This window comes from Pseudomonas sp. GNP013 (genome assembly GCF_054343995.1).
This window is the reverse complement of the sequence record NZ_JBTGUT010000001.1, coordinates 2,846,113-2,868,180: the sequence shown is the minus strand read 5'-3', so window position 1 is coordinate 2,868,180 and position 22,068 is coordinate 2,846,113. Positions and strand designations below refer to the sequence as shown.

The 22,068-nt window shown below is 59.3% G+C and carries 16 protein-coding genes, 1 pseudogene and 1 riboswitch; of the genes and pseudogenes, 6 read left to right on the top strand and 11 right to left on the bottom strand.

What is annotated here, in order from left to right; genetic code table 11:
* Nucleotides 1-121 precede the first annotated feature (121 nt).
* Nucleotides 122-466 (top strand): hypothetical protein, encoded by a 345-nt coding sequence (locus tag ACXX81_RS12335; RefSeq protein WP_209990280.1) that lies wholly within the window; start codon nucleotides 122-124, stop codon nucleotides 464-466.
* Nucleotides 467-528: 62 nt separating this feature from the next.
* Here the strand turns inward: ACXX81_RS12335 and ACXX81_RS12330 are convergent, their stop codons facing one another.
* The gene (locus ACXX81_RS12330; protein ID WP_057009432.1) at nucleotides 529-765 is read right to left on the bottom strand and encodes a hypothetical protein; all 237 of its coding nucleotides are present in this window, start codon (nucleotides 763-765) and stop codon (nucleotides 529-531) included.
* A gap of 227 nt (nucleotides 766-992) precedes the next feature.
* Between ACXX81_RS12330 and ACXX81_RS12325 the strand changes: the two genes are divergently transcribed.
* Nucleotides 993-1,550, top strand: coding sequence for an NADPH-dependent FMN reductase (locus ACXX81_RS12325; RefSeq protein WP_209981214.1), 558 nt, complete (start codon nucleotides 993-995; stop codon nucleotides 1,548-1,550).
* Nucleotides 1,551-1,616: 66 nt separating this feature from the next.
* Here the strand turns inward: ACXX81_RS12325 and poxB are convergent, their stop codons facing one another.
* The 4 genes from poxB to ACXX81_RS12305 all read right to left on the bottom strand — a co-directional run bounded on the left by poxB (nucleotide 1,617) and on the right by ACXX81_RS12305 (nucleotide 7,505).
* Entirely contained in the window at nucleotides 1,617-3,341 is a 1,725-nt protein-coding gene (gene poxB, locus ACXX81_RS12320) for a ubiquinone-dependent pyruvate dehydrogenase (protein ID WP_458571761.1), read from the bottom strand.
* 148 nt (nucleotides 3,342-3,489) lie between these two features.
* Nucleotides 3,490-4,737 (bottom strand): MFS transporter, encoded by a 1,248-nt coding sequence (locus ACXX81_RS12315; RefSeq protein ID WP_458571760.1) that lies wholly within the window; start codon nucleotides 4,735-4,737, stop codon nucleotides 3,490-3,492.
* Nucleotides 4,738-5,368: 631 nt separating this feature from the next.
* On the bottom strand, nucleotides 5,369-5,863 hold the full coding sequence (locus ACXX81_RS12310; protein ID WP_003235539.1) for a DUF934 domain-containing protein: 495 nt from the start codon (nucleotides 5,861-5,863) through the stop codon (nucleotides 5,369-5,371).
* Nucleotides 5,847-7,505, bottom strand: a complete 1,659-nt coding sequence (locus ACXX81_RS12305) for a nitrite/sulfite reductase (protein ID WP_209981222.1) — start codon at nucleotides 7,503-7,505, stop codon at nucleotides 5,847-5,849. The genes ACXX81_RS12310 and ACXX81_RS12305 overlap by 17 nt, the downstream gene beginning before the upstream one ends.
* A gap of 424 nt (nucleotides 7,506-7,929) precedes the next feature.
* Between ACXX81_RS12305 and ACXX81_RS12300 the strand changes: the two genes are divergently transcribed.
* Nucleotides 7,930-8,997 (top strand): ABC transporter substrate-binding protein, encoded by a 1,068-nt coding sequence (locus ACXX81_RS12300; RefSeq protein ID WP_209981224.1) that lies wholly within the window; start codon nucleotides 7,930-7,932, stop codon nucleotides 8,995-8,997.
* Between the two features lie 36 nt (nucleotides 8,998-9,033).
* On the opposite strand, the gene metH is transcribed toward ACXX81_RS12300, so the two are convergent.
* Nucleotides 9,034-12,744: a methionine synthase gene (metH, locus tag ACXX81_RS12295; protein WP_458571759.1), complete on the bottom strand. Its 3,711-nt coding sequence runs from the start codon at nucleotides 12,742-12,744 to the stop codon at nucleotides 9,034-9,036.
* Between the two features lie 161 nt (nucleotides 12,745-12,905).
* Here metH and ACXX81_RS12290 point away from each other — a divergent pair.
* Nucleotides 12,906-13,087: pseudogene (locus ACXX81_RS12290) on the top strand (fatty acid cis/trans isomerase); the annotation flags it as partial.
* A gap of 23 nt (nucleotides 13,088-13,110) precedes the next feature.
* Here ACXX81_RS12290 and ACXX81_RS12285 read toward each other — a convergent pair.
* Nucleotides 13,111-17,154 carry a hypothetical protein gene (locus ACXX81_RS12285; protein ID WP_458571758.1) on the bottom strand — a complete coding sequence of 1,348 codons (4,044 nt, stop codon included), beginning with the start codon at nucleotides 17,152-17,154 and terminating at the stop codon, nucleotides 13,111-13,113.
* 182 nt (nucleotides 17,155-17,336) lie between these two features.
* Here ACXX81_RS12285 and nfuA point away from each other — a divergent pair, with 182 nt between their 5' ends.
* Nucleotides 17,337-17,921 carry a Fe-S biogenesis protein NfuA gene (nfuA, locus tag ACXX81_RS12280; RefSeq protein WP_003190728.1) on the top strand — a complete coding sequence of 195 codons (585 nt, stop codon included), beginning with the start codon at nucleotides 17,337-17,339 and terminating at the stop codon, nucleotides 17,919-17,921.
* A 145-nt stretch (nucleotides 17,922-18,066) separates the two neighbouring features.
* Here the strand turns inward: nfuA and cobM are convergent, their stop codons facing one another.
* The 4 genes from cobM to ACXX81_RS12260 all read right to left on the bottom strand — a co-directional run bounded on the left by cobM (nucleotide 18,067) and on the right by ACXX81_RS12260 (nucleotide 20,162).
* Nucleotides 18,067-18,813 (bottom strand): precorrin-4 C(11)-methyltransferase, encoded by a 747-nt coding sequence (gene cobM / locus ACXX81_RS12275; RefSeq protein ID WP_209981229.1) that lies wholly within the window; start codon nucleotides 18,811-18,813, stop codon nucleotides 18,067-18,069.
* Nucleotides 18,814-18,880: 67 nt separating this feature from the next.
* Nucleotides 18,881-19,273 (bottom strand): cobalamin biosynthesis protein, encoded by a 393-nt coding sequence (locus ACXX81_RS12270; protein ID WP_231421807.1) that lies wholly within the window; start codon nucleotides 19,271-19,273, stop codon nucleotides 18,881-18,883.
* Nucleotides 19,270-19,962: a CbtA family protein gene (locus ACXX81_RS12265; RefSeq protein WP_458571757.1), complete on the bottom strand. Its 693-nt coding sequence runs from the start codon at nucleotides 19,960-19,962 to the stop codon at nucleotides 19,270-19,272. Before ACXX81_RS12265 ends, ACXX81_RS12270 begins: the two co-directional genes overlap by 4 nt.
* Nucleotides 19,963-19,973: 11 nt before the next feature.
* Complete coding sequence (locus tag ACXX81_RS12260; protein ID WP_209981235.1) at nucleotides 19,974-20,162, bottom strand: CbtB domain-containing protein; 189 nt, start codon at nucleotides 20,160-20,162, stop codon at nucleotides 19,974-19,976.
* A gap of 95 nt (nucleotides 20,163-20,257) precedes the next feature.
* Nucleotides 20,258-20,472: riboswitch (cobalamin riboswitch) on the bottom strand.
* A 250-nt stretch (nucleotides 20,473-20,722) separates the two neighbouring features.
* Here ACXX81_RS12260 and ACXX81_RS12255 point away from each other — a divergent pair.
* A complete protein-coding gene (locus ACXX81_RS12255; protein WP_458571756.1) occupies nucleotides 20,723-22,063 on the top strand; it encodes a M10 family metallopeptidase C-terminal domain-containing protein in 1,341 nt (446 codons plus the stop codon).
* Nucleotides 22,064-22,068: the final 5 nt, after the last annotated feature.

Genomic DNA, 22,068 nt, shown 5'->3' with positions numbered 1-22,068 from the left:
ACAGTTGGCGTCGGCCATGCATATGGCGTTGGGCCACGATCTCACTAGAATGACGCCGTCTGATCATCAACGACCACTGCCGGCACGCCGGTACTTACAACAAAAACAGGTCTGGTCTCAAATGCGCATGCCCTCGCTGTTTCGCGGGGTAACGGTCAAGCAGCTCCTGGTCCTGGTGACCGTGGGGTGTGCGGCTGCTTATCTCCTGCACAATCAAGACGAAATCATCCCGGAACACTCGGTACTGGAACGCTATATCCGCGCCCAGCAACAGGTGGACGAGCAGGTGGGCGCGATTCTGGGGATCACGCTGGTCAGGCAGGTCGAGGCCTATCCGGTGGCCGATTCGCCGGGTTACCTGCGTTCATTGTTTGCGGTCGAGGGGGAGCGGGGCAGCCTGATGGTGACGCTCAAGCAGATCAAGGGAGAGGAGGGCATAGAGCTGACGGAGATGCGTCGTCCCTGATCGACCCCGGCCCAGTCAATGCCGTCAATGGCCAGGACTGAGCGGGTAGATGAGGCGAGATCTTATGAGGCGAGGGTGGTCTTTGATTCGCGGACGATAACCGTGCCCGATTGAATCAGTCTGAATTCATCGCCTTCCAGTTTCTCTACACGGTCGCCAATGGCCAGCTTGTAGGTAGTGGTGGGCGCCGAGCCAGCCAGGTCGCCTTGCGCCGGGTTGGATTCCTGGAACTCATGCACGGAATACACGCGGCCTTCCGCGTCTCTGGCATGAAACTGTCCGACAAGTACTGCTGCCATCTGCTTAGAACCTCTGGAGATAAACACTCGATTTGCGGTGGTGTAGACCGTCAAGAAGCCGGGTAGTTTACCTATGGGAAAAAAATACTATTCGCTGACGAGTTCAGCCGCTTCCTACACAAGAGTCTGCGAGGCAAACCCGGCGTGAATCGCAAAAAGCTTCTGGTGAACACGCCCCGAAGACTTTATAACTACAGGCTCCTTTAGTCAGACGTCGGGAAACCTCAATGAGCAAGGTCTACACGATTGCCGTCCTGGTTGGCAGCTTGAGAAAACAATCGATCAACCGCAAAGTCGCGCTGGCACTGGCCGAACTGGCCCCTGCCAACCTCAGGTTGAACATTGTCGAAATTGGCGATCTGCCGCTCTACAACGAGGACATTGACGGTGCATCACCGCCGGCAGCCTACAGCACTTTCCGCAGTCAGGTGGGTTCATCCGACGCGGTGCTGTTCGTCACCCCCGAATACAACCGTTCAGTGCCGGCCCCGTTGAAAAACGCGATTGACGTGGGCTCCCGCCCGTATGGCAAAAGCGCCTTCAGCGCCAAGCCCGGTGCGATCATCAGCGTGTCGCCAGGCGCCATCGGCGGCTTTGGCGCCAACCACCATCTGCGCCAGTCCCTGGTGTTTCTGGACGTGTGGTGCATGCAGCAGCCGGAAGCCTACCTCGGTGGGGCCGGGAATGTGTTTGATGAGTCGGGGAACGTGTCGGAAAAGACTCGGCCGTTCCTGCAGGCATTTATCGATGCCTTTGGCCAGTGGGTAGAAAAACACAACGGTTGAGCGACCACTGATATCCAGGGTGAGAGCACGCCTGCTCCCACCCTGGACGATGTAGTCAGCTCAGGATCAGCGCAGCAAGTTGGTCCGTGCCAGTTCAATCACCTCATCCCCACGCCCACTCATCACTGCCTTGAGCATGTACAGGCTGAATCCCTTGGCCTGTTCCAGCTTGATGGTCGGTGGCATCACCAGTTCCTGAGTGGCGGTGACCACGTCCACCAGCACCGGGCCATCGTGGGCCAGGGCGCGGCGCAGGGCCGGCTCCAGGTCTTCGGACTGCTCCACGCGAATCCCGAGGATGCCCATGGCGTTGGACATGGCGGCGAAATCCGGATTCTTCAGCTCAGTGCCCGTGTCCAGATAGCCGGCCGCTTTCATCTCCATGGCGACAAAACCCAGGGATGAGTTATCGAACACGATGACTTTCACCGGCAGGTTCAGTTGCGCCAACGAGATGAAATCCCCCATCAGCATGGCAAAACCACCGTCGCCGGACATCGAAATCACCTGCCGGCCAGGGAACGCCGCCTGTGCGCCAATCGCCTGAGGCATGGCATTGGCCATGGAGCCGTGGTTGAACGAACCGATCAGGCGGCGTTTGCCGTTCATCTTCAGGTAACGCGCAGCCCACACGGTGGGTGAGCCGACGTCGGCGGTGAAGATTGCATCGTCGTCGGCCAGTTCGCTGAGCAGGCGCGCAACGTATTGCGGGTGGATCGGCCGGTCGGCTTTTGACGGCTGTGCGAGGTCATCCAGGCCCTGGCGCGCTTTGTGGTAATGCTTCAGGGAGGTGTCGAGGAAGCTGCGATCGGATTTGCGCGTCAGGCGTGGCAGCAGCGCGGCGATGGTCTCGCCGACGTCGGCGGCGATTCCCAGGTCCAGCGTGGCACGACGGCCCAGGGCCTGCGGGTCGCGGTCGACCTGGATGATCTTCGCGTCGGTCGGGTAGAACTGGCGGTACGGAAAGTCGGTGCCGAGCATGATCAGCGTGTCGCAATCGAGCATCGCGTGGTAGCCGGAACTGAAGCCGATCAGACCGGTCATGCCCACATCGAACGGGTTGTCCCACTCCACATGCTCCTTGCCGCGCAGGGCATGCACCACCGGCGCGCCCAGCGCGTCGGCCAGCGCCACCACCTGGTCATGGGCGCCTGCACAGCCGCTGCCGCACAGCAGCGTGACTTTCTGGCTGCTCTGCAGCATCTCGGTAAGACGCTGCAGGTCTGGCTCGGCCGGCACGCTACGCGGCGCATGCAGGGCCGGCCACGGCTTGAGCTTGGCGTCTACCTCCAGCAGCGACACATCCCCCGGAATGACCACCACCGCCACGCCACGGTTGAGGATCGCCGAACGCATGGCGCGGTGCAGCACCTGGGGCATCTGTTCGGGGTTGCTGACCAGCTCGATAAAATGGCTGCACTCCTTGAACAGCTCCTGAGGATGGGTTTCCTGAAAATAGTTAAGGCCGATCTCCGACGACGGAATCTGCGCAGCGATTGCCAGCACCGGCACATGGTTGCGATGGCAGTCGAACAGGCCGTTGATCAAGTGCAGGTTGCCCGGTCCGCAACTGCCGGCGCACACCGTCAGTTCACCCGTGGCGGCGGCTTCGGCACCGGCGGCGAACGCGGCGACTTCTTCGTGGCGCACGTGCATCCACTCGATGTTGTCCATGGTGCGCAGGGCGTCGGTGAGGCCGTTGAGGCTGTCGCCGGTCAGGCCCCAGATGCGCTTGATGCCCGCCTGTTCAAGGGTGGTCGCCAATTGCTGGGCCAGGTTGATTTTCGCCATGAAGAACTCCAATCGTCAGTGAGGTAAAAAATTTCTGATCAATAGGGGACAGTTCGATCACGGCGAATGCTCCGTTTTTAACGTGAAGATTGCGTCAGGAGAGGCTCTGGCACAGCACTGGAGCGTGCCTGAAGAAGAGCGGAGCGCTTTAAATAGCCTGTTTTTTTAAATGAGTTTTTTGTCCACCTAATAGTAAGGTTGCGCTGACACCCAACAAGCCAGCAAGACAGAAAGCTGCAACGATAATCAGAGTGACGGAGAAGCCATATGTGTCCAGCAGTCCGCCGAAAACAGTATAGGAGATGCCGATAATAACTGAATTAATCAAGTTGGCGAAGGAGAGGCAAGAGGCTCGGATACGTGACTCGACATTGTCATGTATATAGGTTTCGTATGAGGTTTCATAGAGGGCAGGGAGGGACATGATGATAAGAAAGGTTGCAATAGAAGTTATTATCCCAATGTCCAATGATAAAACGAAAAGAAGAAAAGTAGCGGCGATGGTTGTAGTGAAAGCAATGAGGCCGAGCGAGAATCTGGAGCAAACAAAACCAGCCACCATGAACATGCCTGCTGAGATAGCTTCGACGGCAGCATAAATGCCAGCAATGACAGGCACTTCCAAGCCCTGCATGGAAAAAAACGGCTGTCCGTAAATAAACAAAGGGATCGTTGAAAGCTCGAATAGAGCATATCCGATAAATAAAGGTATCAGAAAGGCGCCTTTTTTGGAGCGGAAAAAATGAATGAGCGAAGTGAAGACTCCATCGGCTTCCTTATCGATGAAGTTGCTTTTCTTATGGGGAGTTGATGAGAAGGGCGGGAGTTTTATTTCGGGGATGAATGTCACGACGATGGCGCCAATAATTTTTGATATCGCAAAGAAAATATAAACGGCGTTCCACGATAACGTGTCTTGTAATATACCACCCAGCAGCATGGATAAACCCAGTGACACTGCACCAATAGCGCGGGCTCTTGATAATATCATGGGGTACTCGTCAGCTCGATGGTTGGCCAGTAAGTTGTCATATAACAGTGCTCTATCTGAACCGGAGCCCATGGCAATACTGGCGCCGAATAGACAAAATATAATTGCGAAAGGAATGAAAGATGAAAATAGCAAAAAGCCAATACCACTGAGCGATAACCCTAAAAAACCGATGATAAGAGAGAGCTTGCGTCCGTAACGATCGGCGAGTAAACCAGAAGGTAGTTCCAGTGCGACGGAGGAGAAAAATAAAAAAGATTGAAGGATGCCTATCTCGCCTTGGGTGATTCCAAGTTGCAATAGGTAAAGTACGAATAAACTTCTTTGGACGTCCAAGTTTATAAATATCGAAAGGGAGTAATATAGGTTGTCGTTTTTGTTTTTTAAAATTTTCAATGTGCTCATTTTTATTTGAGTTCTTTGCTTTTGATTTTATAGTGTGGCTGGGTATTGAAGAGGCGGTAATACTTGTGGCGGCGGTGTCTTGCTTGTCTTGTGGCGATTCAGAATATATAGGCATCGCGACTTTACAAGAAAAAATCAGTCGGACGATTCCTGCAACTTCCTACGTACGCGTCCTAAGCGAGGTTAAGTTATTGTTTTTATGGGCGAATGTATGATGCTCGTCTCTCAGGGTTTTTGGTTCTGAAATATTGAGTAATGTATTGTGATTTTCGGCTGACTCAGCGTGTGTTTTTTATCGCCGCCTCGCTGAAGCTGGACAACTTTATAAGACACAAAATGACCTTTCGATCTTAAGTCCTGAAATTTCACCCTAAGTATTGGCTGCACATAAGTCATCTCAGGCAATCTCATCCTTGTGGCGAGCAGGCTTGTCCTGCGTTGGGGTGCGAAGCGCCCCCAATCGAGCAAAACGCGGTGTACCTGATACGGCTCAGCGCCTGGCTTTGGGGCTGCTGCGCCGCCCAACGCAGGACAAGCCTGCTCGCCACAGAGGCTCAGTACGGTGGGTCATATCACCAATGAGCGCCCATAAAAAAGCCCTGGCATGCCAGGGCTTTTTCATTCGTCAGACTCAGCGTCGCCGAAACAGCGGCAGCGGTTCGTCGGTCGCGGCCTGGTACGTCACCGAAAAGTCCTTCAGGCTTTCCAGCGCTTCGTACGGGTCCTTGTCGGCGCGCAGGGCGAAGGCATCGAACCCGCAGCGGCGCAGGTAGAACAGTTGGTCGCGCAGTACGTCGCCAATCGCGCGCAGTTCGCCCTTGTAACCGTAGCGGTCACGCAGCAGGCGCGCGTTGGAGTAGTTGCGCCCGTCGGTGAAGGCCGGGAAGTTCAGGGCGATGACCTGGAAGTGTTCCACGTCGGCACCGATCTCTTCGGCTTCCTCGTCGGCGTCCAGCCACACACCCAGGCCGCCGTCGCGGGCCTTGAGGGCGTGGCCGTGTTCGCGCCACAGCGCCAGCGGCACGATCAGGTCGTCGCAGTTGGAGATGCCATCGAAGCTCGCGTCCTTGGGCAGCAGGTGCCAGGTTTCGTCGAGGACTTCGTTGTTCTTAATGATTCGCTGCATAGACGCGCTCCTTGAACAGGTCAATGCCGATGCGCTGATAGGTGTCGATGAAACGCTCATCTTCGGTGCGCTGTTCGACGTACACATCGATCAGCTTGCCGATCACTTCGGGCATGGCTTCCTGGGCGAAGGACGGGCCGAGGATCTTGCCCAGGCTCGCATCGCGGCTGGCGCTGCCGCCCAGGGACACTTGGTAGAATTCTTCGCCTTTCTTGTCCACGCCCAGGATGCCGATATGGCCGACGTGGTGGTGACCACAGGCGTTCATGCAGCCGGAGATGTTCAGGTCCAGCTCGCCGATGTCGAACAGGTAGTCCAGGTCATCGAAACGACGCTGGATCGATTCGGCAATCGGGATCGACTTGGCGTTCGCCAGGGAGCAGAAGTCGCCACCCGGGCAGCAGATGATGTCGGTCAGCAGGCCGATGTTCGGCGTGGCGAAACCGCCTTCGCGCAGCTCGCCCCACAGGGCGAACAACTGGCTCTGTTCGACGTCCGCGAGAATGATGTTCTGCTCGTGGGAGGTGCGCAGTTGGCCGAAGCTGTAGCGCTCGGCCAGGTCGGCGACGGCGTCCAGCTGCTTGTCAGTGATATCGCCCGGCGCAACGCCGGTGGGTTTGAGCGACAGGGTCACGGCCACGTAGCCCGGCTGTTTGTGCGCCAGGGTATTGCGGGTGCGCCAGCGGGCGAAACCCGGGTGCTGCTGATCGAGCGCCGCCAGCTCGGCGTCCTGATTGCTCAGGGTTTTGTAATCCGGGTCGACGAAGTGCCTGGCCACGCGATGCACTTCGGCTTCGGTCAGGGTGGTCTGGCCGCCGCGCAGGTGTTCCATCTCGGCATCGACTTTCTGCGCGAACACTTCAGGGGTCAGCGCCTTGACCAGGATCTTGATCCGGGCCTTGTACTTGTTGTCACGGCGGCCGTAGCGGTTGTAAACCCGCAGGATCGCGTCGAGGTAGCTGAGCAGGTCCTGCCACGGCAGAAACTCATTGATAAAGGCACCGACCACCGGGGTACGGCCCAGGCCGCCACCCACCAGTACGCGGAAACCCAGCTCGCCTGCGGCGTTGTGCACCGGCTCCAGGCCGATATCGTGCACCTCGATGGCGGCGCGGTCCGAGGTCGAGCCGTTGATGGCGATCTTGAACTTGCGCGGCAGGTAGGCGAATTCGGGGTGGAACGTGGTCCACTGACGCACGATCTCGCACCAGGGGCGCGGGTCGATCAGCTCATCGGCGGCCACACCGGCAAACTGGTCGGTGGTGACGTTGCGCAGGCAGTTGCCGCTGGTCTGAATGGCGTGCATCTGCACGGTGGCCAGCTCGGCAAGGATGTCCGGCACGTCTTCCAGCGCCGGCCAGTTGAACTGTACGTTCTGGCGCGTGCTGATGTGGGCGTAGCCCTTGTCGAAGTCGCGGGCAATCTTGGCCATCATGCGCGTCTGGCGCGAGGTCAGTTGGCCGTAGGGCACAGCCACCCGCAGCATCGGCGCAAAGCGCTGAACGTAAAGGCCATTTTGCAGGCGCAGAGGGCGGAACTCTTCTTCGCTCAGTTCGCCTGCCAGATAGCGTCGGGTCTGATCACGGAACTGCTTGACGCGGTCCTCGATGATGCGCTGATCGTATTCGTCGTATACGTACATATAGGTCCTGTTCTCGGCAAATCTGCGCGCACGGCCGCGCACTCCCAACGGAGCCGGCGCACGATAACAGGTTGCGTTTATGCGCAAAAGTGATGTTTGAGTATATGCAAATAACCAAAATGACTAATGCGAACCGTTATCGCGATACCCACATTTGTCATATGGGCAAGCATGAACTTTACTGTGCTCGAGTCTTGATGCAATCACCTATAAAACCGACAAGAGGCGATGCGATGAGCAATTCTACAAAAGTCCGTAAACCCGGCATTACCGTGGATGCCTGGGCCATTCTGTTCCTGGTTGTGCTGGTGGTGGGCACAGCGCTTTTCTGGGTTGGGCATCCATAACGACCTTTTCGCTGGTGTCTCGATTGCCTGTCGTATTGCCACTATGATGGCGGTCAATATTCAAGGCTTGGACAACCATGTTGAAAGTTCTGATTGCGTGTGTATGGCTGCTCGGCTCGACATGCGCGGCGATGGTCCAGGCGTCGTCCGTGGTGTTTCTCAATCCGGGTATGTCGACGGAAGCCTTCTGGGTCAACTACGCGCAATTCATGCAGGCTGCCGCCACTGACCTCGGCCTGGATTTGCGCGTGCGCTATTCCGAGCGCGTTTCCGACACTACCTTGGCCCAGGCCCGTGAAGCGCTGCTGGGCAGTGCGCGGCCGGATTACCTGGTATTGGTGAATGAGCAGTACATCGCCCCGCAGATCCTGCGCATGGCCGAGGGCAGCGGGGTCAAGTTGCTGATCGTGAACAACGCGCTGACGGCCGATCAGGCTCAACTGCTGGGCACCCACCAGCATCCCGACTGGATTGCCAGCCTGGTGGCCGATGACGAGCAGGCCGGCTACCTGATGCTCATCGATCTGTTGCGCCAGTACGGCCCGCTGGCGCCCGGGGCGTCCATCGACCTGCTGGCATTTTCCGGCAGCAAGACCACCCCGGCTGCGCAGTTGCGTGAGCGCGGCCTGCACCGCGCCCTGGCCGAGCATCCCGAAGTGCGTCTGCGCCAACTGGTCTATGGCGAATGGAACCGCCAGCGGGCCTTTGAGCAGGCCACGCAGTTGTTCAAACGCAACCCGCAGACGGCGTTGGTGTGGGCTGCCAACGATGAGATGGCGCTGGGCGCGATGCAGGCCGTGCAAGCGAGCGGGCGAATGCCGGGCAAGGATGTGCTCTTCAGTGCCGTTAACAGCTCGCCGGAAATTCTGCAGGCGCGGCTGGACGGACGGCTGACCACCCTGGTGGCCGGGCATTTCACGCTGGGAGGCTGGGCCATGGTGTTGATCAATGATCACGCCAAGGGCGTAGACCTCGACGCCCACGGCGGCCGCGATCGCCAGGCAGCCTTGTTCCAATTGATCGATGCCAACCAGGCCCGGCATTTACTCGGGCCGCCGACCGCAGTGGACTTTCGCGCATTGTCGGCGGTGGGCAAGCCCGCGTCCTACCGTTACCCGTTCAGCCTGCAACTGCTGCTTCGCTAAACGCGGGTCGCGAGCAGCACGACTGGCCTGACAATCCTAGTTGTCATAGCCCAGGTTCGGCGCCAGCCAGCGCTCGGTCACGGCCAGATCCTGGCCCTTGCGTGCGGTGTAGCTGTTTACCTGATCCTTGTCGACCTTGCCCACGGCAAAGTACTGGGCCTGCGGGTGGGCAAAGTACCAGCCGCTGACCGCCGCCGCCGGGAACATCGCGTAGTGCTCGGTGAGGAACACGCCGCTGCGCCCGGCGTGCAGTTCGCGTGCTTCGGGGTCCAGCAACTGGAACAACTGGGCTTTCTCGGTGTGGTCCGGGCACGCCGGGTAGCCCGGGGCAGGGCGGATGCCGCTGTACTGCTCCTTGATCAACGCTTCGTTGTCCAGCGCTTCGTCCTGGGCATAACCCCAATGCTCTTTACGCACCTGCTGGTGCAGCCACTCGGCGCAGGCCTCGGCCAGGCGGTCGGCCAGGGCCTTGACCATGATCGAATTGTAGTCGTCGCCCGCGTCCTGGTAGGCCTTGGCCACTTCCTCGGCGCCGATGCCGGCGGTGGTGATGAAGCCGCCAATATAGTCGGTTACACCGCTGGCCTTGGGCGCCACAAAGTCGGCCAGCGAGAAGTTCGGCTTGCCGTCGGTCTTGATGATCTGCTGGCGCAGGTGGTGCAGCCGGGCAATCGGCTGGCCATCGTCGCCGTAGACTTCCAGGTCATCGTCCTGTACCTGGTTGGTCGGCCAGAAACCGAACACCGCGCGGGCACTGATGAGTTTTTCGTCGATGAGCTTGTTGAGCATTTCCTGGGCATCGGCGTACAGCGCAGTGGCGGCTTCACCGACCACTTCGTCTTCAAGGATACGCGGGAACTTGCCGGCCAGGTCCCAGGAGATAAAGAACGGCGTCCAGTCGATGTATTCGGCCAGCACCCTGAGATCGATATTGTCCAGCACCCTGGCGCCGGTAAACGTCGGTTTGACCGGCGTGTAGCTGCTCCAGTCGAACTGCGGCTTCTTGGCGATGGCGGCGGGGTAGCTCAGGCGCTCGGTGCGCGCGCTGCGGTTGGCGGTGCGCTCGCGTACGTCGATGTATTCCAGGCGGGTTTTTTCGACAAAACCGGCCTTCAGTTCCTTGGACAGCAACTGCGTGGCCACACCCACGGCGCGCGAGGCGTCGGTGACGTAAATCACCGCGTCGTTGCTGTACTTGGGCTCGATTTTCACCGCGGTGTGCGCCTTGGAGGTGGTCGCGCCGCCGATCATCAAGGGCAGGTGGAAGTCCTGGCGCTGCATCTCGCGGGCCACGTGCACCATTTCATCGAGGGACGGCGTGATCAGGCCGGAGAGGCCGATGATGTCGCACTTCTGTTCCTTGGCCACCTGCAGGATTTTCTCCGCAGGCACCATGACACCCAGGTCGACGATGTCATAGCCATTGCAACCGAGCACCACGCCGACAATGTTCTTGCCGATGTCATGCACGTCGCCCTTGACCGTGGCCATCAGGATTTTGCCCTTGGCTTCCGGCTTGTCGCCTTTTTCCAGCTCGATGAACGGAATCAAGTGCGCCACGGCCTGCTTCATCACACGGGCGGATTTCACCACCTGGGGCAGGAACATCTTGCCGGCGCCAAACAGGTCGCCAACGATGTTCATGCCCGACATCAGCGGGCCTTCGATCACTTCGATCGGGCGCGCGAACGACTGGCGCGATTCTTCGGTGTCTTCAACGATGTGGGTGGTGATGCCCTTGACCAGCGCGTGCTCCAGGCGCTTGTTCACCGGCCAGCCGCGCCATTCTTCGGTCTCGGCCTCTTTTACGCTGCCGTCGCCCTTGTATTTATCGGCGATGGCCAGCAGGGCGTCGGTGCCTTCCGGGGTGCGGTTGAGCACCACGTCTTCCACGGCATCGCGCAGCTCGGCGGGAATCTGGTCGTAAATCTCCAGTTGACCGGCGTTGACGATGCCCATGGTCAGGCCGTTGCGGATCGCATACAGCAGGAACACCGAGTGGATCGCCTCACGCACCGGGTTGTTGCCGCGGAACGAGAACGACACGTTGGACACGCCGCCGGAGGTCAGCGCATACGGCAGCTCGTCGCGGATATAGGCACAGGCGTTGATGAAGTCGACGGCATAGTTGTTGTGCTCTTCGATGCCGGTGGCGACCGCGAAGATGTTCGGGTCGAAGATGATGTCTTCCGGCGGGAAGCCGACTTCATTCACCAGAATGTCGTAGGATCGTTTGCAGATTTCCTTCTTGCGCGCTTCGGTGTCGGCCTGGCCGGCTTCGTCGAAGGCCATCACCACCACGGCGGCGCCATAGCGCTTGCACAGTTTGGCGTGATGAATGAACTGCTCCACGCCTTCCTTCATGCTGATGGAGTTGACGATGCCCTTGCCCTGGATGCACTTGAGGCCGGCTTCGATCACTTCCCACTTGGAGGAGTCGATCATGATCGGCACGCGGGAGATGTCCGGCTCGCCGGCAATCAGATTGAGGAAGGTCACCATGGCCTTCTTCGAATCGAGCATGCCCTCGTCCATGTTGATGTCGATCACCTGCGCGCCGGCTTCCACCTGCTGCAGGGCAACTTCCAGGGCTTCGGTGTAGTTGTCTTCACGGATCAGCCGGGCAAAGCGTGCGGAACCGGTGATGTTGGTGCGCTCGCCGACGTTGACGAACAGCGAGCTGCGATCAATGGTGAACGGCTCCAGCCCCGACAGTCGGCAGGCTTTGGCAATGTCCGGGATCGCACGCGGCGCATAGCCGGCCACCGCGTTGGCGATGGCTTCAATGTGGCCGGGCGTGGTGCCGCAGCAGCCGCCGACGATATTGAGGAAGCCACTTTGGGCGAACTCTTCGATGACCTTGGCCGTTTCCGATGGCAGTTCATCGTACTCGCCGAATTCGTTGGGCAGGCCGGCATTGGGGTGCGCAGACACATGGGTGTTGGCCTTGTTCGACAGCTCTTCCAGGTAAGGGCGCAGGTCGCTGGCGCCGAGGGCGCAGTTCAGGCCTACGGAAATCGGTTTGGCGTGGGCCACGGAGTTCCAGAACGCTTCGGTGGTCTGGCCCGAGAGGGTGCGGCCGGAGGCGTCGGTGATGGTGCCGGAAATCATGATCGGCAGTTCGACATCCAGTTCCTCGAACACACCCTGCACGGCGAAGATCGCAGCCTTGGCGTTGAGGGTGTCGAAGATGGTCTCGATCAGGATCAGGTCGGCGCCGCCTTCGATCAGGCCCTTGGTGGCCTCGGTGTAGTTTTCCACCAACTCATCGAAGGTCACGTTGCGGTAGCCGGGGTTGTTCACGTCCGGCGACAGTGAGCAGGTGCGACTGGTAGGCCCGAGCACGCCAGCGACGAAGCGCGGCTTGGCCGGGTTTTCGAGGGTCTTGGCGTCGGCCACCTGGCGCGCCAGGCGTGCGCCTTCAACGTTCAGTTCATAGGCCAGTGCTTCCATGCCGTAGTCGGCCATGGAGATGCGCGTGGCGTTGAAGGTGTTGGTTTCCAGAATGTCGGCGCCGGCGTCCAGGTAGGCTTTTTCGATGCCGCCGATGACGTCCGGACGGGTGATCACCAGCAGGTCGTTGTTACCCTTGACGTCGCTTGGCCAGTCAGCGAAGCGCTTGCCGCGATAATCCTGTTCTTCGAGCTTGTAGCTCTGGATCATCGTGCCCATGCCGCCGTCAAGGATCAGGATACGGTCCTTGAGGGCTTGGTGAAGGGCTTGCAGGCGAGCGCTACGATCGGACATGGGACTACTCTGGGTCAGGCATTACGGAGGGCGTGAATCATAGCAAACTTGTGCGCATTTGGAGCATGAGAGGGTTTTGCATGAATGTTGCTCATGTTGGCGAGCCTCCTGTCCCAGTAGCATTGCCCTCACTTCAATTGCACGCGTTGAATCGGCGCAGAACGACGCTGTGGGCAGGCAATGACAATGCGCTGCCGAGCATCTGGCGCCACTTCGACGGCGCCTCGGTGACCAAAGGCCTATCGGCGAAGTGCCGCAGACGATGTGGCTGTTCGACTACCCGTTGTGGGAGCGCATCTATGACCAGTTGGCGGTGAGTTTCGATGTGTTCGGCAACGTGACCTCTAGGGACAAACGGTCCAAGTCTCAAACCTCGATCATTCCCAGTTCATCGATCAAGGCTTCGGTCAATGCATCAAGGTCGGCGAAGCGTCGATGGCTGACCGCGCCGAACGGCGCATGATTGACATACGCCTGGGAGCCGTCGGCGAGTACCGCAACTTCCACCGCTGCGTGCTGTGCGTTGATGTAAAGCAACAGAGCCTGGTTGGTGGGCGCCATGACGGTGGTGAAAGTGAACGGGCTGTGTAGGCGAAGGGCCAGTTCATGATCGTTTACGGTGCTGCGCAGGCAAACCTGCAAATCACATCTGTAAAGAAACCGTCCGGAGGGCGCGCGGTAATCGATCAACCTGCCAGGATCATGGGTCACCCGTGTCATCGGCTGGGTGGCAACACGTGTGGTCATTCGGATGCCGATTGCGTCGGTCAACTCGGCCAGCCCGGGAATGTCCTGCATGGTGTTGCAATGACCGACCCCGACGAGGGCTACCCAGCGATGCGGTCCAATGGATGATTGATCGAAATTGATTCTCTTGTAGGCAAAGAAGTTGAACATGGTCACGCGATCAAGGTACTCGGCGAGGGTCAGCGGGTGTGGCAGTTCGAGATCACCTGCTCTATAGAGGTAGCTGGCAGTGGTATCCAGCGCATGGATCGGAATGCCCTGGGCGTGTACCGCTTCGACCAATCGAACGTAGTCGAATGGCGATTGTCCGGCCGCTGGTTCGCCCATGCGTTCAATCCTGCTTCTCAGTAATTGAGGCAATTGATTGTTGGGTGAAGCGTTGTACAGCCTCAGTGCAGCCTGATGCATATCTGTATTGAACACCTCCATGTAGAACGCTGCGACCCCCGCGCGGCTCAGGCTGACTGCGTGTCTGGTCAAATACTGCCGTGTGAGCGGGAACGAATGGTGTTCACCGAAAATCAAGCCTCTACGTTGGCTGAACAACTGATTTAACAAATCATCGGTCGACAGACGCGGGGGCGGCAGGGCGATCGACCTTGAAGGCGCAACGAACGCCCGGTAATAACTTCTGGCATGGCGACGCAATCTTGCCTGAATGCCAAACACATGAAATATCGCTGCGCAATTATCGGTAACAGGGATCACCGGGGGCAGCTTTTCCAGGTTGAAAGACCCTGGCCTCGCCTGATTGACATTCGGTAGCGCGGCGAGGTCGGCGGGTGATAATTCATAGTCCCGATAAGTCGTTTGCAGCGCCGATCTTTCGACAGGAACCATGCCGCCAGGCAATCGGGGCTTCGGTTCGACCTGCCAATGCTTGAGGGAGGCATCCAGTGTCAGTGGATAGCGCAGGGTTTTTCCGGCTGCACCTTCGGGGTGGAGAAAGCGTTGCCCCTGAGCAATGTCGGTCAGGTAGTGCTTGCCGTTGACCCGCACATATTGCTGAACCGACGTCGCGCTCTGGTAGAGGTTGCCGCGGATTCGCTCAAGGGTCAGCGGGTCGACCGCCACGTCCAGCCCGGAAAGATCCGGCGTCGGTCGAAGCGCGGGGACGGCATCAAAACGGGGGGCCAGGAGCGGGCGGCTGCGGGCCCCGGTGATGGACCACAGCGCGCGCGCGGCAGACTTGGAGCGCCCCATCTGTTTGAGCAGCATGAGGGTCCGCGTGATATTGCGTACCGCATTGAAAGCGCTGGTGATGGGTAAAAAGCCGATCAGGTCGATTGCCAAATCGATGCCGAAGGTGACCTTGTTCCACAGCGATTCGCGTTCGACTTCAGCGTTGCTGGTCGACGCCACGTCGGCGTTGTGTCGCAGGGTCCAGACCTGCTGCTCGTACAGTGCATCGCAGACCGGTGCGTTGATCGTCTCGAAGTAAAGGTTATCGAACGGGTTGTAGATGCGGTTCTTGCGCTCCGTGACGCGTGCCTTGCCGAGTTCTGTCAAGTGCTGGAGGACGTAGTCGCGCCATTCGCTGGAGGTGTCCCACTGCAATTGGAGAAACTGCTGCATCGCGGCACTGTCGGTAAATTCCTGAATATCGTGCTCGGCGGGGCACGAGGGAGTGAAAAGGATCACGTTGGGCACGGAGCGGCGATTTTCCACGCTGATTATGAGGCTGTCATTGAGTGAGTAGCCGTTGGCCGTTGCCGGGGAGTTGGCGATAATCAGCGCGCTTGCCACGACCTTGTGCCCACTGACAGTGGTATAGGCGTTGAGCAAAAAGGTCTCGATAATCGCGTTGACCCATTTATAGCCCCTGTTCTCACGGTCTTTCAGGAAGCTGCCGCTGAGCAGCCTGGCGGTCAGTGCCTGGGTTTTCAGGCTGGCGAGATAAGCGCCGCTCCAGGCCTGGCGCAGGGGCTGGCCCTGATCGAGCAGGCGTAACTGCAACAACCGGTCGTAACCTGCGCCCACGTCGAGCTTTTTAATCAGCGATTTGAGGTACGCGTCATCCAGGGTTATAGGCCTGCCGGACGTCGCCTTGCCCTCGGCTGACATCGAAGTGCGTTTACCGATGAGCAACTGGTACACGCTGACATCCCACGGCGTGTTGTTCTTCAGTGCCAGTTGGGTCAGTGTCAAGACCGCCGCACTGCTGGGCCGTGTGGCCGGGTCATCGGTCTGGGGCACATGGTCCACGCCCGCGCCGCCCCCCATGCTGGCGGGGTTGAAGGAGGTGGTGATGTGGACCTGAACCTTATCCGGGACCGTGTCCCAGTCGGGATAATCGCGTTGCAATTGCTGCGTGAGTTGACTGCTGGCGAACGCGTGCAGAGTGGGGATCGCCGCGGTGCGAAATTGGCCGGCCAGGCGTTTATTGGCCTCCAGTTCGGCATGGGCTCGCTGTTTGAGCGCCTGTTTGTGTGTCTTGCTTGCCGCCTGATACCACGCTGGCAAGGCGGCTTCGAGGTAGCGCCGACTGCGCGCAACCATCAGTTCGCGCAGATCCAGGAAAGTGCCGAGATGCGCCAGGCGATTGAATTGTTCATACACCTGCTGACCATTCGAACCCTGTTGGCGTGCCTGCTGCCAAGCATATTCGATATCGGCTTTCTGCAATCTGAGCAGCCGCTCCACGCGATGTTGGAACAGATGCTCGTCGATGGCGGTGTAAACGAAGGCGGGGGCACTTTTCAGGTACCGGCGTGCGCGTGCCTGGTCTTGCCAACAGGCTAGGCTCAGCAGCTGTTCGCGGGCCGTACCCTGTGCCATCTGCATGCGCAGCGACTGGTCGAGGGCTTGCAGCGAGGCATGCGTCTCAATGCCCTGGTGAGGGGTGAACAGCACAACAGCGCCGATATCGGTGCTTGCCGAGACGTTGGCCGCCGGGGTTTTGCCGGCAATTACAAACACCTCCACCAGCGCGATATCGGGTTTGTTGGCGCGGCCCTTGAGCCTCACGGCGAAGGCTGCGGGGCGTTGGTCTGGCGGCAGGCCCGCGCGAGCCTGGCTGCAGGGCCGCTCGACGAGCTGGCCGATGAGGATTTTGCAGGCGGTGTCGAGCGTGCCGTCCTCTACGCGCAGCGCCGCTTCGGCCTGCAGGGTTTTGCCCAACTGGTTGGCAAGCCATTGACGCCGGGTTGTCGATTCGCCTGGTGCGAACGGGCCCCGCCAATACTCATCCAGTAACTGTTGAAAACACTGGTCCGGCTGGCGGATCAACGTGTCCAGAAAGGTTTCGAATGTTGGGGTGCCACCACTTGTGGCACTGACGCGGTGTCCAGGCTGGAGCTGATAGGTGGACGTGGCGTGGTAGCGGTAGCGCCGGTTGGGCGCGTTATGGTTTTCGCCGCCCCAGGGCGTGTCAGTGAATAGCGCAGACAATGGGCGAGCCGGTGTGTCCGTTGACACCAGGGTGTGCGTGCCAGGGCGGGTGCACAGTTGGATATCTTCGTCGTAACTCACAGCTTTCAGTGCAATAGGCAACGGCAATCCGGGGAATCCCGACTGGATTTTTGCCAGGAGTAGTGCGCTGAGGGATCTGGCGGCCTCGGGCTGTTGGTTCAGCAATTGCTCCATGGCCCTTTGTTGTTCCAGCAACTGCTTGAGATAGACGGACTGGCTGGCTTCGATCCCAGCGGGGGACGGGTTCATCATGATCGCCTCTCAAAGGAGGCAAGTGTGGCGAGGCGCTCCCTCTGGGCGGCGGTGCCTATCTATCGCTTTGAAAGAAAGCCCGGCGTGGCGCACCGATCAATGCTTTTCCGACAAAAATACTAGGACTTTGTACCTGCGTATTATTTTGGCGTAAACTGCCGGCAAGCCTGTGAGGAGTTTCCATGACTGCCATAACCATTACCGACGCCGCCCACGATTATCTGGCTGACCTGCTGTCCAAGCAGAACACCCCGGGTATCGGCATCCGCGTCTTCATCACCCAGCCCGGCACCCAGTACGCCGAGACGTGCATTGCCTACTGCAAGCCTGGCGAAGAGAAACCTGAAGACACCGCGCTGGGGCTCAAAAGCTTCACCGCCTACATCGACGCCTTCAGCGAAGCCTTCCTGGACGATGCTGTGGTCGACTACGCCACCGACCGCATGGGCGGCCAGTTGACGATCAAGGCACCCAACGCGAAGGTGCCGAATGTCAACGCCGACAGCCCGGTCAACGAGCGTATCAACTACTACCTGCAAACCGAGATCAACCCGGGGCTGGCCAGCCACGGCGGTCAGGTCAGCCTGATCGACGTGGTAGATGACGGTATCGCCGTCCTCAAGTTCGGCGGCGGCTGCCAAGGTTGCGGCCAGGCAGACGTGACCCTGCGCGAAGGCATCGAGCGCACCTTGCTTGAGCGCATTCCGGAGCTCAAGGGCGTTCGCGATGTGACCGACCACACGCAGAAAGAAAACGCCTACTACTGAGTAAGGCGTTCACTGCGAACAAAAAACGGCGCCCGTGAGCGCCGTTTTTTTTCCTTGAATTCAGAAGCTTACACCCGCTATCCAACTAATCAGATCAAATGTGGGAGGGGACTTGCTCGCCTCCCACCGTTTTGCCCGCGTTCCTTCAAGGGCGGTAGAGGTGAGCATGACCCGCGCGATACAGCGATGAATCACCAAAGCTGTCACTGGCCAGCACCCTGCCCACCACGATCAACGCCGTACGCCGAAAGCCCTTGGCCGCGACTTTTTCAGCAATATCACTGAGCGTGCCCACTGCCCAGTCCTGATCCGGCCACGTTGCCCGGTGCACCACGGCGATCGGGCAGTCGGCGCCATAGTGCGGCAGCAGTTGGGCAACGATCTTTTCCAGGTGATTGACCCCCAGATGAATCGCCATTGTGGTGCCATGGCGCGCCAAGCTGTCGAAGTCTTCGCCATCGGGCATGCGGGTTTTGTCGGCGTAGCGGGTCAGGATCACGCTCTGGGCGATATCCGGCAGGGTCAGTTCGGTTTCCAGCAGTGCGGCGCAGGCGGCTATCGCCGTGACGCCCGGGATGATCTGGAACGGAATGCCCAGCTCGCGCAAATGACGGATCTGTTCGCCAATCGCCCCGTACAGGCTCGGATCGCCGGAGTGCACGCGGGCCACATCCTGGCCGCTGGCGTGGGCGACCTTGATCAACGCGATGATCTGTTCCAGATGCAGTTCAGCGCTGTTGACCACCTGATGCGCCTGATGGCCCTCCAGTACCGCCGCCGGCACCAGCGAACCGGCGTAGATGATCACCGGACAGCTGCGGATCAGCCGCTGGCCTTTGACGGTGATCAATTCCGGGTCGCCGGGGCCTGCGCCGATAAAGTAAACGGTCATGGGAGTTCCTGTGGAAGGGGGCGAGCATGAAAAATGCTCATGATCGATCAGGGTGATTATCGAGGTTTCAGTCGGCGCAGGCCAACGCAAAGGTAGCCTTGGCGTTGTTTTTGCGGCGGATCAACAGGCGGGCAGGGGCGCCCGACAACTGTTCTGCCAGTGCGAGTGCGGCACTTTCAGCAATACCATGGCAACCGGTGTGGGCAAAGGCGACGGCTGACTTGTGGCTCAGGCGGTCCTCATAAACCGCCAGTTGCGCAGCGCTGAAACACTGCAATGGCAATTGCAGCCGCTGGGCCAGGGCGATCAGCCCCGGCTCATCCTGTTTGCGATCGATGCTGGCCAGCGCGGTGACACGCTGGCGCTCGATTCCCGCCTCGGCAAGGGCGCCGTCAAGCAGAGCCAGCAGGGTGTCAACATCACAACCGCGCTGACAACCCAGGCCCACCGCCAGAATCATGCCGAGTATTGACCGTCGCGGTTGCGTCGGAACAGCCAGGCGCTGATCAGGCCCAGGGCCAGCCAGAATGCGATGTTGGTCAATTGCGACGCGATCTTGAACTGCGCTTCGAGGGCCTCCGGGGCCAGCATTGCATGCACTTCGGGCTGCGGCGCGCCGATCACATGGGGCACCGCGAGGATCGCCACGCCGAGGACCTTAAGCAGCCAGTTGCGGCCAAACACAATCAGCGCAATACCGGCGGCCGTGGAGGCGGCGGTGCCGATCCACCAGGTTTGGCGCAGTGCCAGGTCGGCGGCGGCAGTGCCCGGCAATTCGGGCGGCAGGCCCAGGGTGGGCGCCAGCACAAAAGTCGCGTAACCGGCCAGGCCCCATAGCAAACCCTGGGCCGTGCGGGTTGGGGCGCGCAGGGTATAGAGACCCGCCAGCATCAGCGCGAAACCCACTGCCACCACCAAATTGCCGCCGGTGGTGGACAGCACGCGCTGCCAGCCATCCTCCGGCTCCCAGGCTTCGGCGTCGTGGCTATGGGCAGTGTGCTCATGCGTCACCTCGGTTGCAGCCGGCGCCTTCTCGAAGGTTTCGGCCTGCAGAATCAACGGGGCGACCCAGAAGCTTTGCAGCAGCGTCAGCAGCAGGGCGGCCAGCAGGCCGGTAAAGCCGGCGGTTTGCGCAATACGCTTGATCATGTCGGCAGGCCTCAGTGGCACGGGAACGCGGCGCTGTGGCGGGTATCGTGGGCCGCGTTGTGCACCGCCTCGATATGCGAGAACCCGGCAAAATACACCAGGCAGGCGCCGAGAACCGACGCGCCGATGGCGGCAGTGAGGCGTTGGCTCAGGGTGGCGGTGTGGCTGGCGGCGGGTGAGGTGCTGCTGATGATCGACATGGCGCGTCCCTATCAAGTGTCTGGGCGAAACGAGCGCATGAAAACCCCGCGAGCCGGGCACGCGAGGTTCGAACAGCGCCCGCCCACCGCGGGTTTGTTATCTGATTTTTCGGGCCGGTCTCCGGGCTTGCGAGGGACGCTGGGTCAAAAAGCATCACCTTCCCATGCCGGCTGGCACAGTGGATCTGACGCTTCACTCGCTTACCGTTGCGGGGGCAGCACCGGACTCGTCATACCCTGGCATTGCAGGCCATGACTCACCGGTTTCCCGTTTCACCCTGTGAAGGGCACCCGAAACAAGATGTACAGGAAAACACGAGCATGACCGGGGCGTCAATTGAAGCCGATTCTGATTAAGAATCGCGGCGTAAAAGGCGTAATGGCATTTTTACCAAGTAATATCTCCTATTATTTTGCGGGTCTGATGCACTTTTTTTCCGTGAGTGGATATCGGAAGGTAGGCGCGCTGAAGTTGATGTTATCCATTAAGTTGATAAGGCCTTTTTATGTCTGTTATATCGCGCGCCAGTTTAAATCCTCCGATTGTCAGTCAAGATATTATGAATTCGCACGTTGAAGCCGCCGGCCCGCACTACAAGGCACAGGATGCTCGCAACCCGCACTATCATGCGGTCTCCAGCAAGCCGTCCTGGTCCACCGGTCAAGCCGCCAGCCAAATAGATCGAAGGCAGCGCCGATGGCAGGACCGTAATAACGATAAAGTAGTGCGGGTGGGTTATACGTTTCGTGAAGTTGCACCAGAGGAAACTCGGTTTAATCAAACCCAGCAATCGCAGGCCCGTCTTTCAATGCGGTCCTGGGCAGATGTAGCGAATATCGAGTTCGAGGAAGACGCCGTTACGCCCGACGCCCTGTTACGTTTCGTCAATAGCGCGAGGCCAAGTGTCGCCGATGCCATGCGTTCCGGCAATTCTGGGCGAGTGCGCCTCAACTCCAGCCACTCGTTCAATCACGCGCCCACCGTAAATGGCTTTGGACGCCAAACGCTAACCCACGAAATCGGCCATTGGCTGGGCGCTGCCCACCCCGGAAACTATGAAGCGTTAAAGGGCCCGATCAAGTACGGCACGCATGCCATTTTCGCCGAGGACAGCCGGGCCTACTCGGTCATGAGCTATTTCGAAGCGAGCGATACAGGTCATGATCACAAGGGCGAGTACGCCTCGGCACCGTTGATGACCGACATTGCCTGGGCCCAAAAGGTCTACGGCGCCAATTACACGACCCGTAACACGGATACCACCTACGGCTTCAATTCCAATACCCGGCGAGACGATCTTTCACTGGTGTCCCCGTGGGACGGCGCCGTCTTTTGCGTCTGGGACGGCGGTGGTAACGATACGCTGGATTTCTCTCGCTATTACCAGAACCAGGTGATCAACCTGAACGCTGAAACCTTCTCCAATGTTGGTGGGAAGACGGGGAATGTCTCCATCGCCAGGGACGTTACCGTGGAGAACGCCATCGGCGGTTCCGGCAATGATGTGTTGATCGGCAACGCCGCCGACAACCGGCTCAAAGGCGGTGGCGGTGTCGATCGTCTGTACGGCGGCGCAGGCCGCGATACCTTCGTGTACGACACCGCCACCGATTCGACGTTACGCAGCCCTGACGTGTTGACGGACTTCGTCACCGGTCAGGACAAAATCGATATTTCTGGATTGCTGCGCAAGCATGGCCTCCACGACCTCACCTTCGTCAACCGGCTTTCCGGCCGACCCGGGGAGGCGGGGCTGGGCTACAATCCGCAAAATAACGAGTCGTGGCTGGTGCTTGACCTGACAGGCAACGGCGAAATTGATTTCTACCTTGAAGGCCAGGGGCGCATAGCGCTCGCCGACATCGTGATGAATGTGCCCATCAAACACCGCTATGTGTAGAGCGG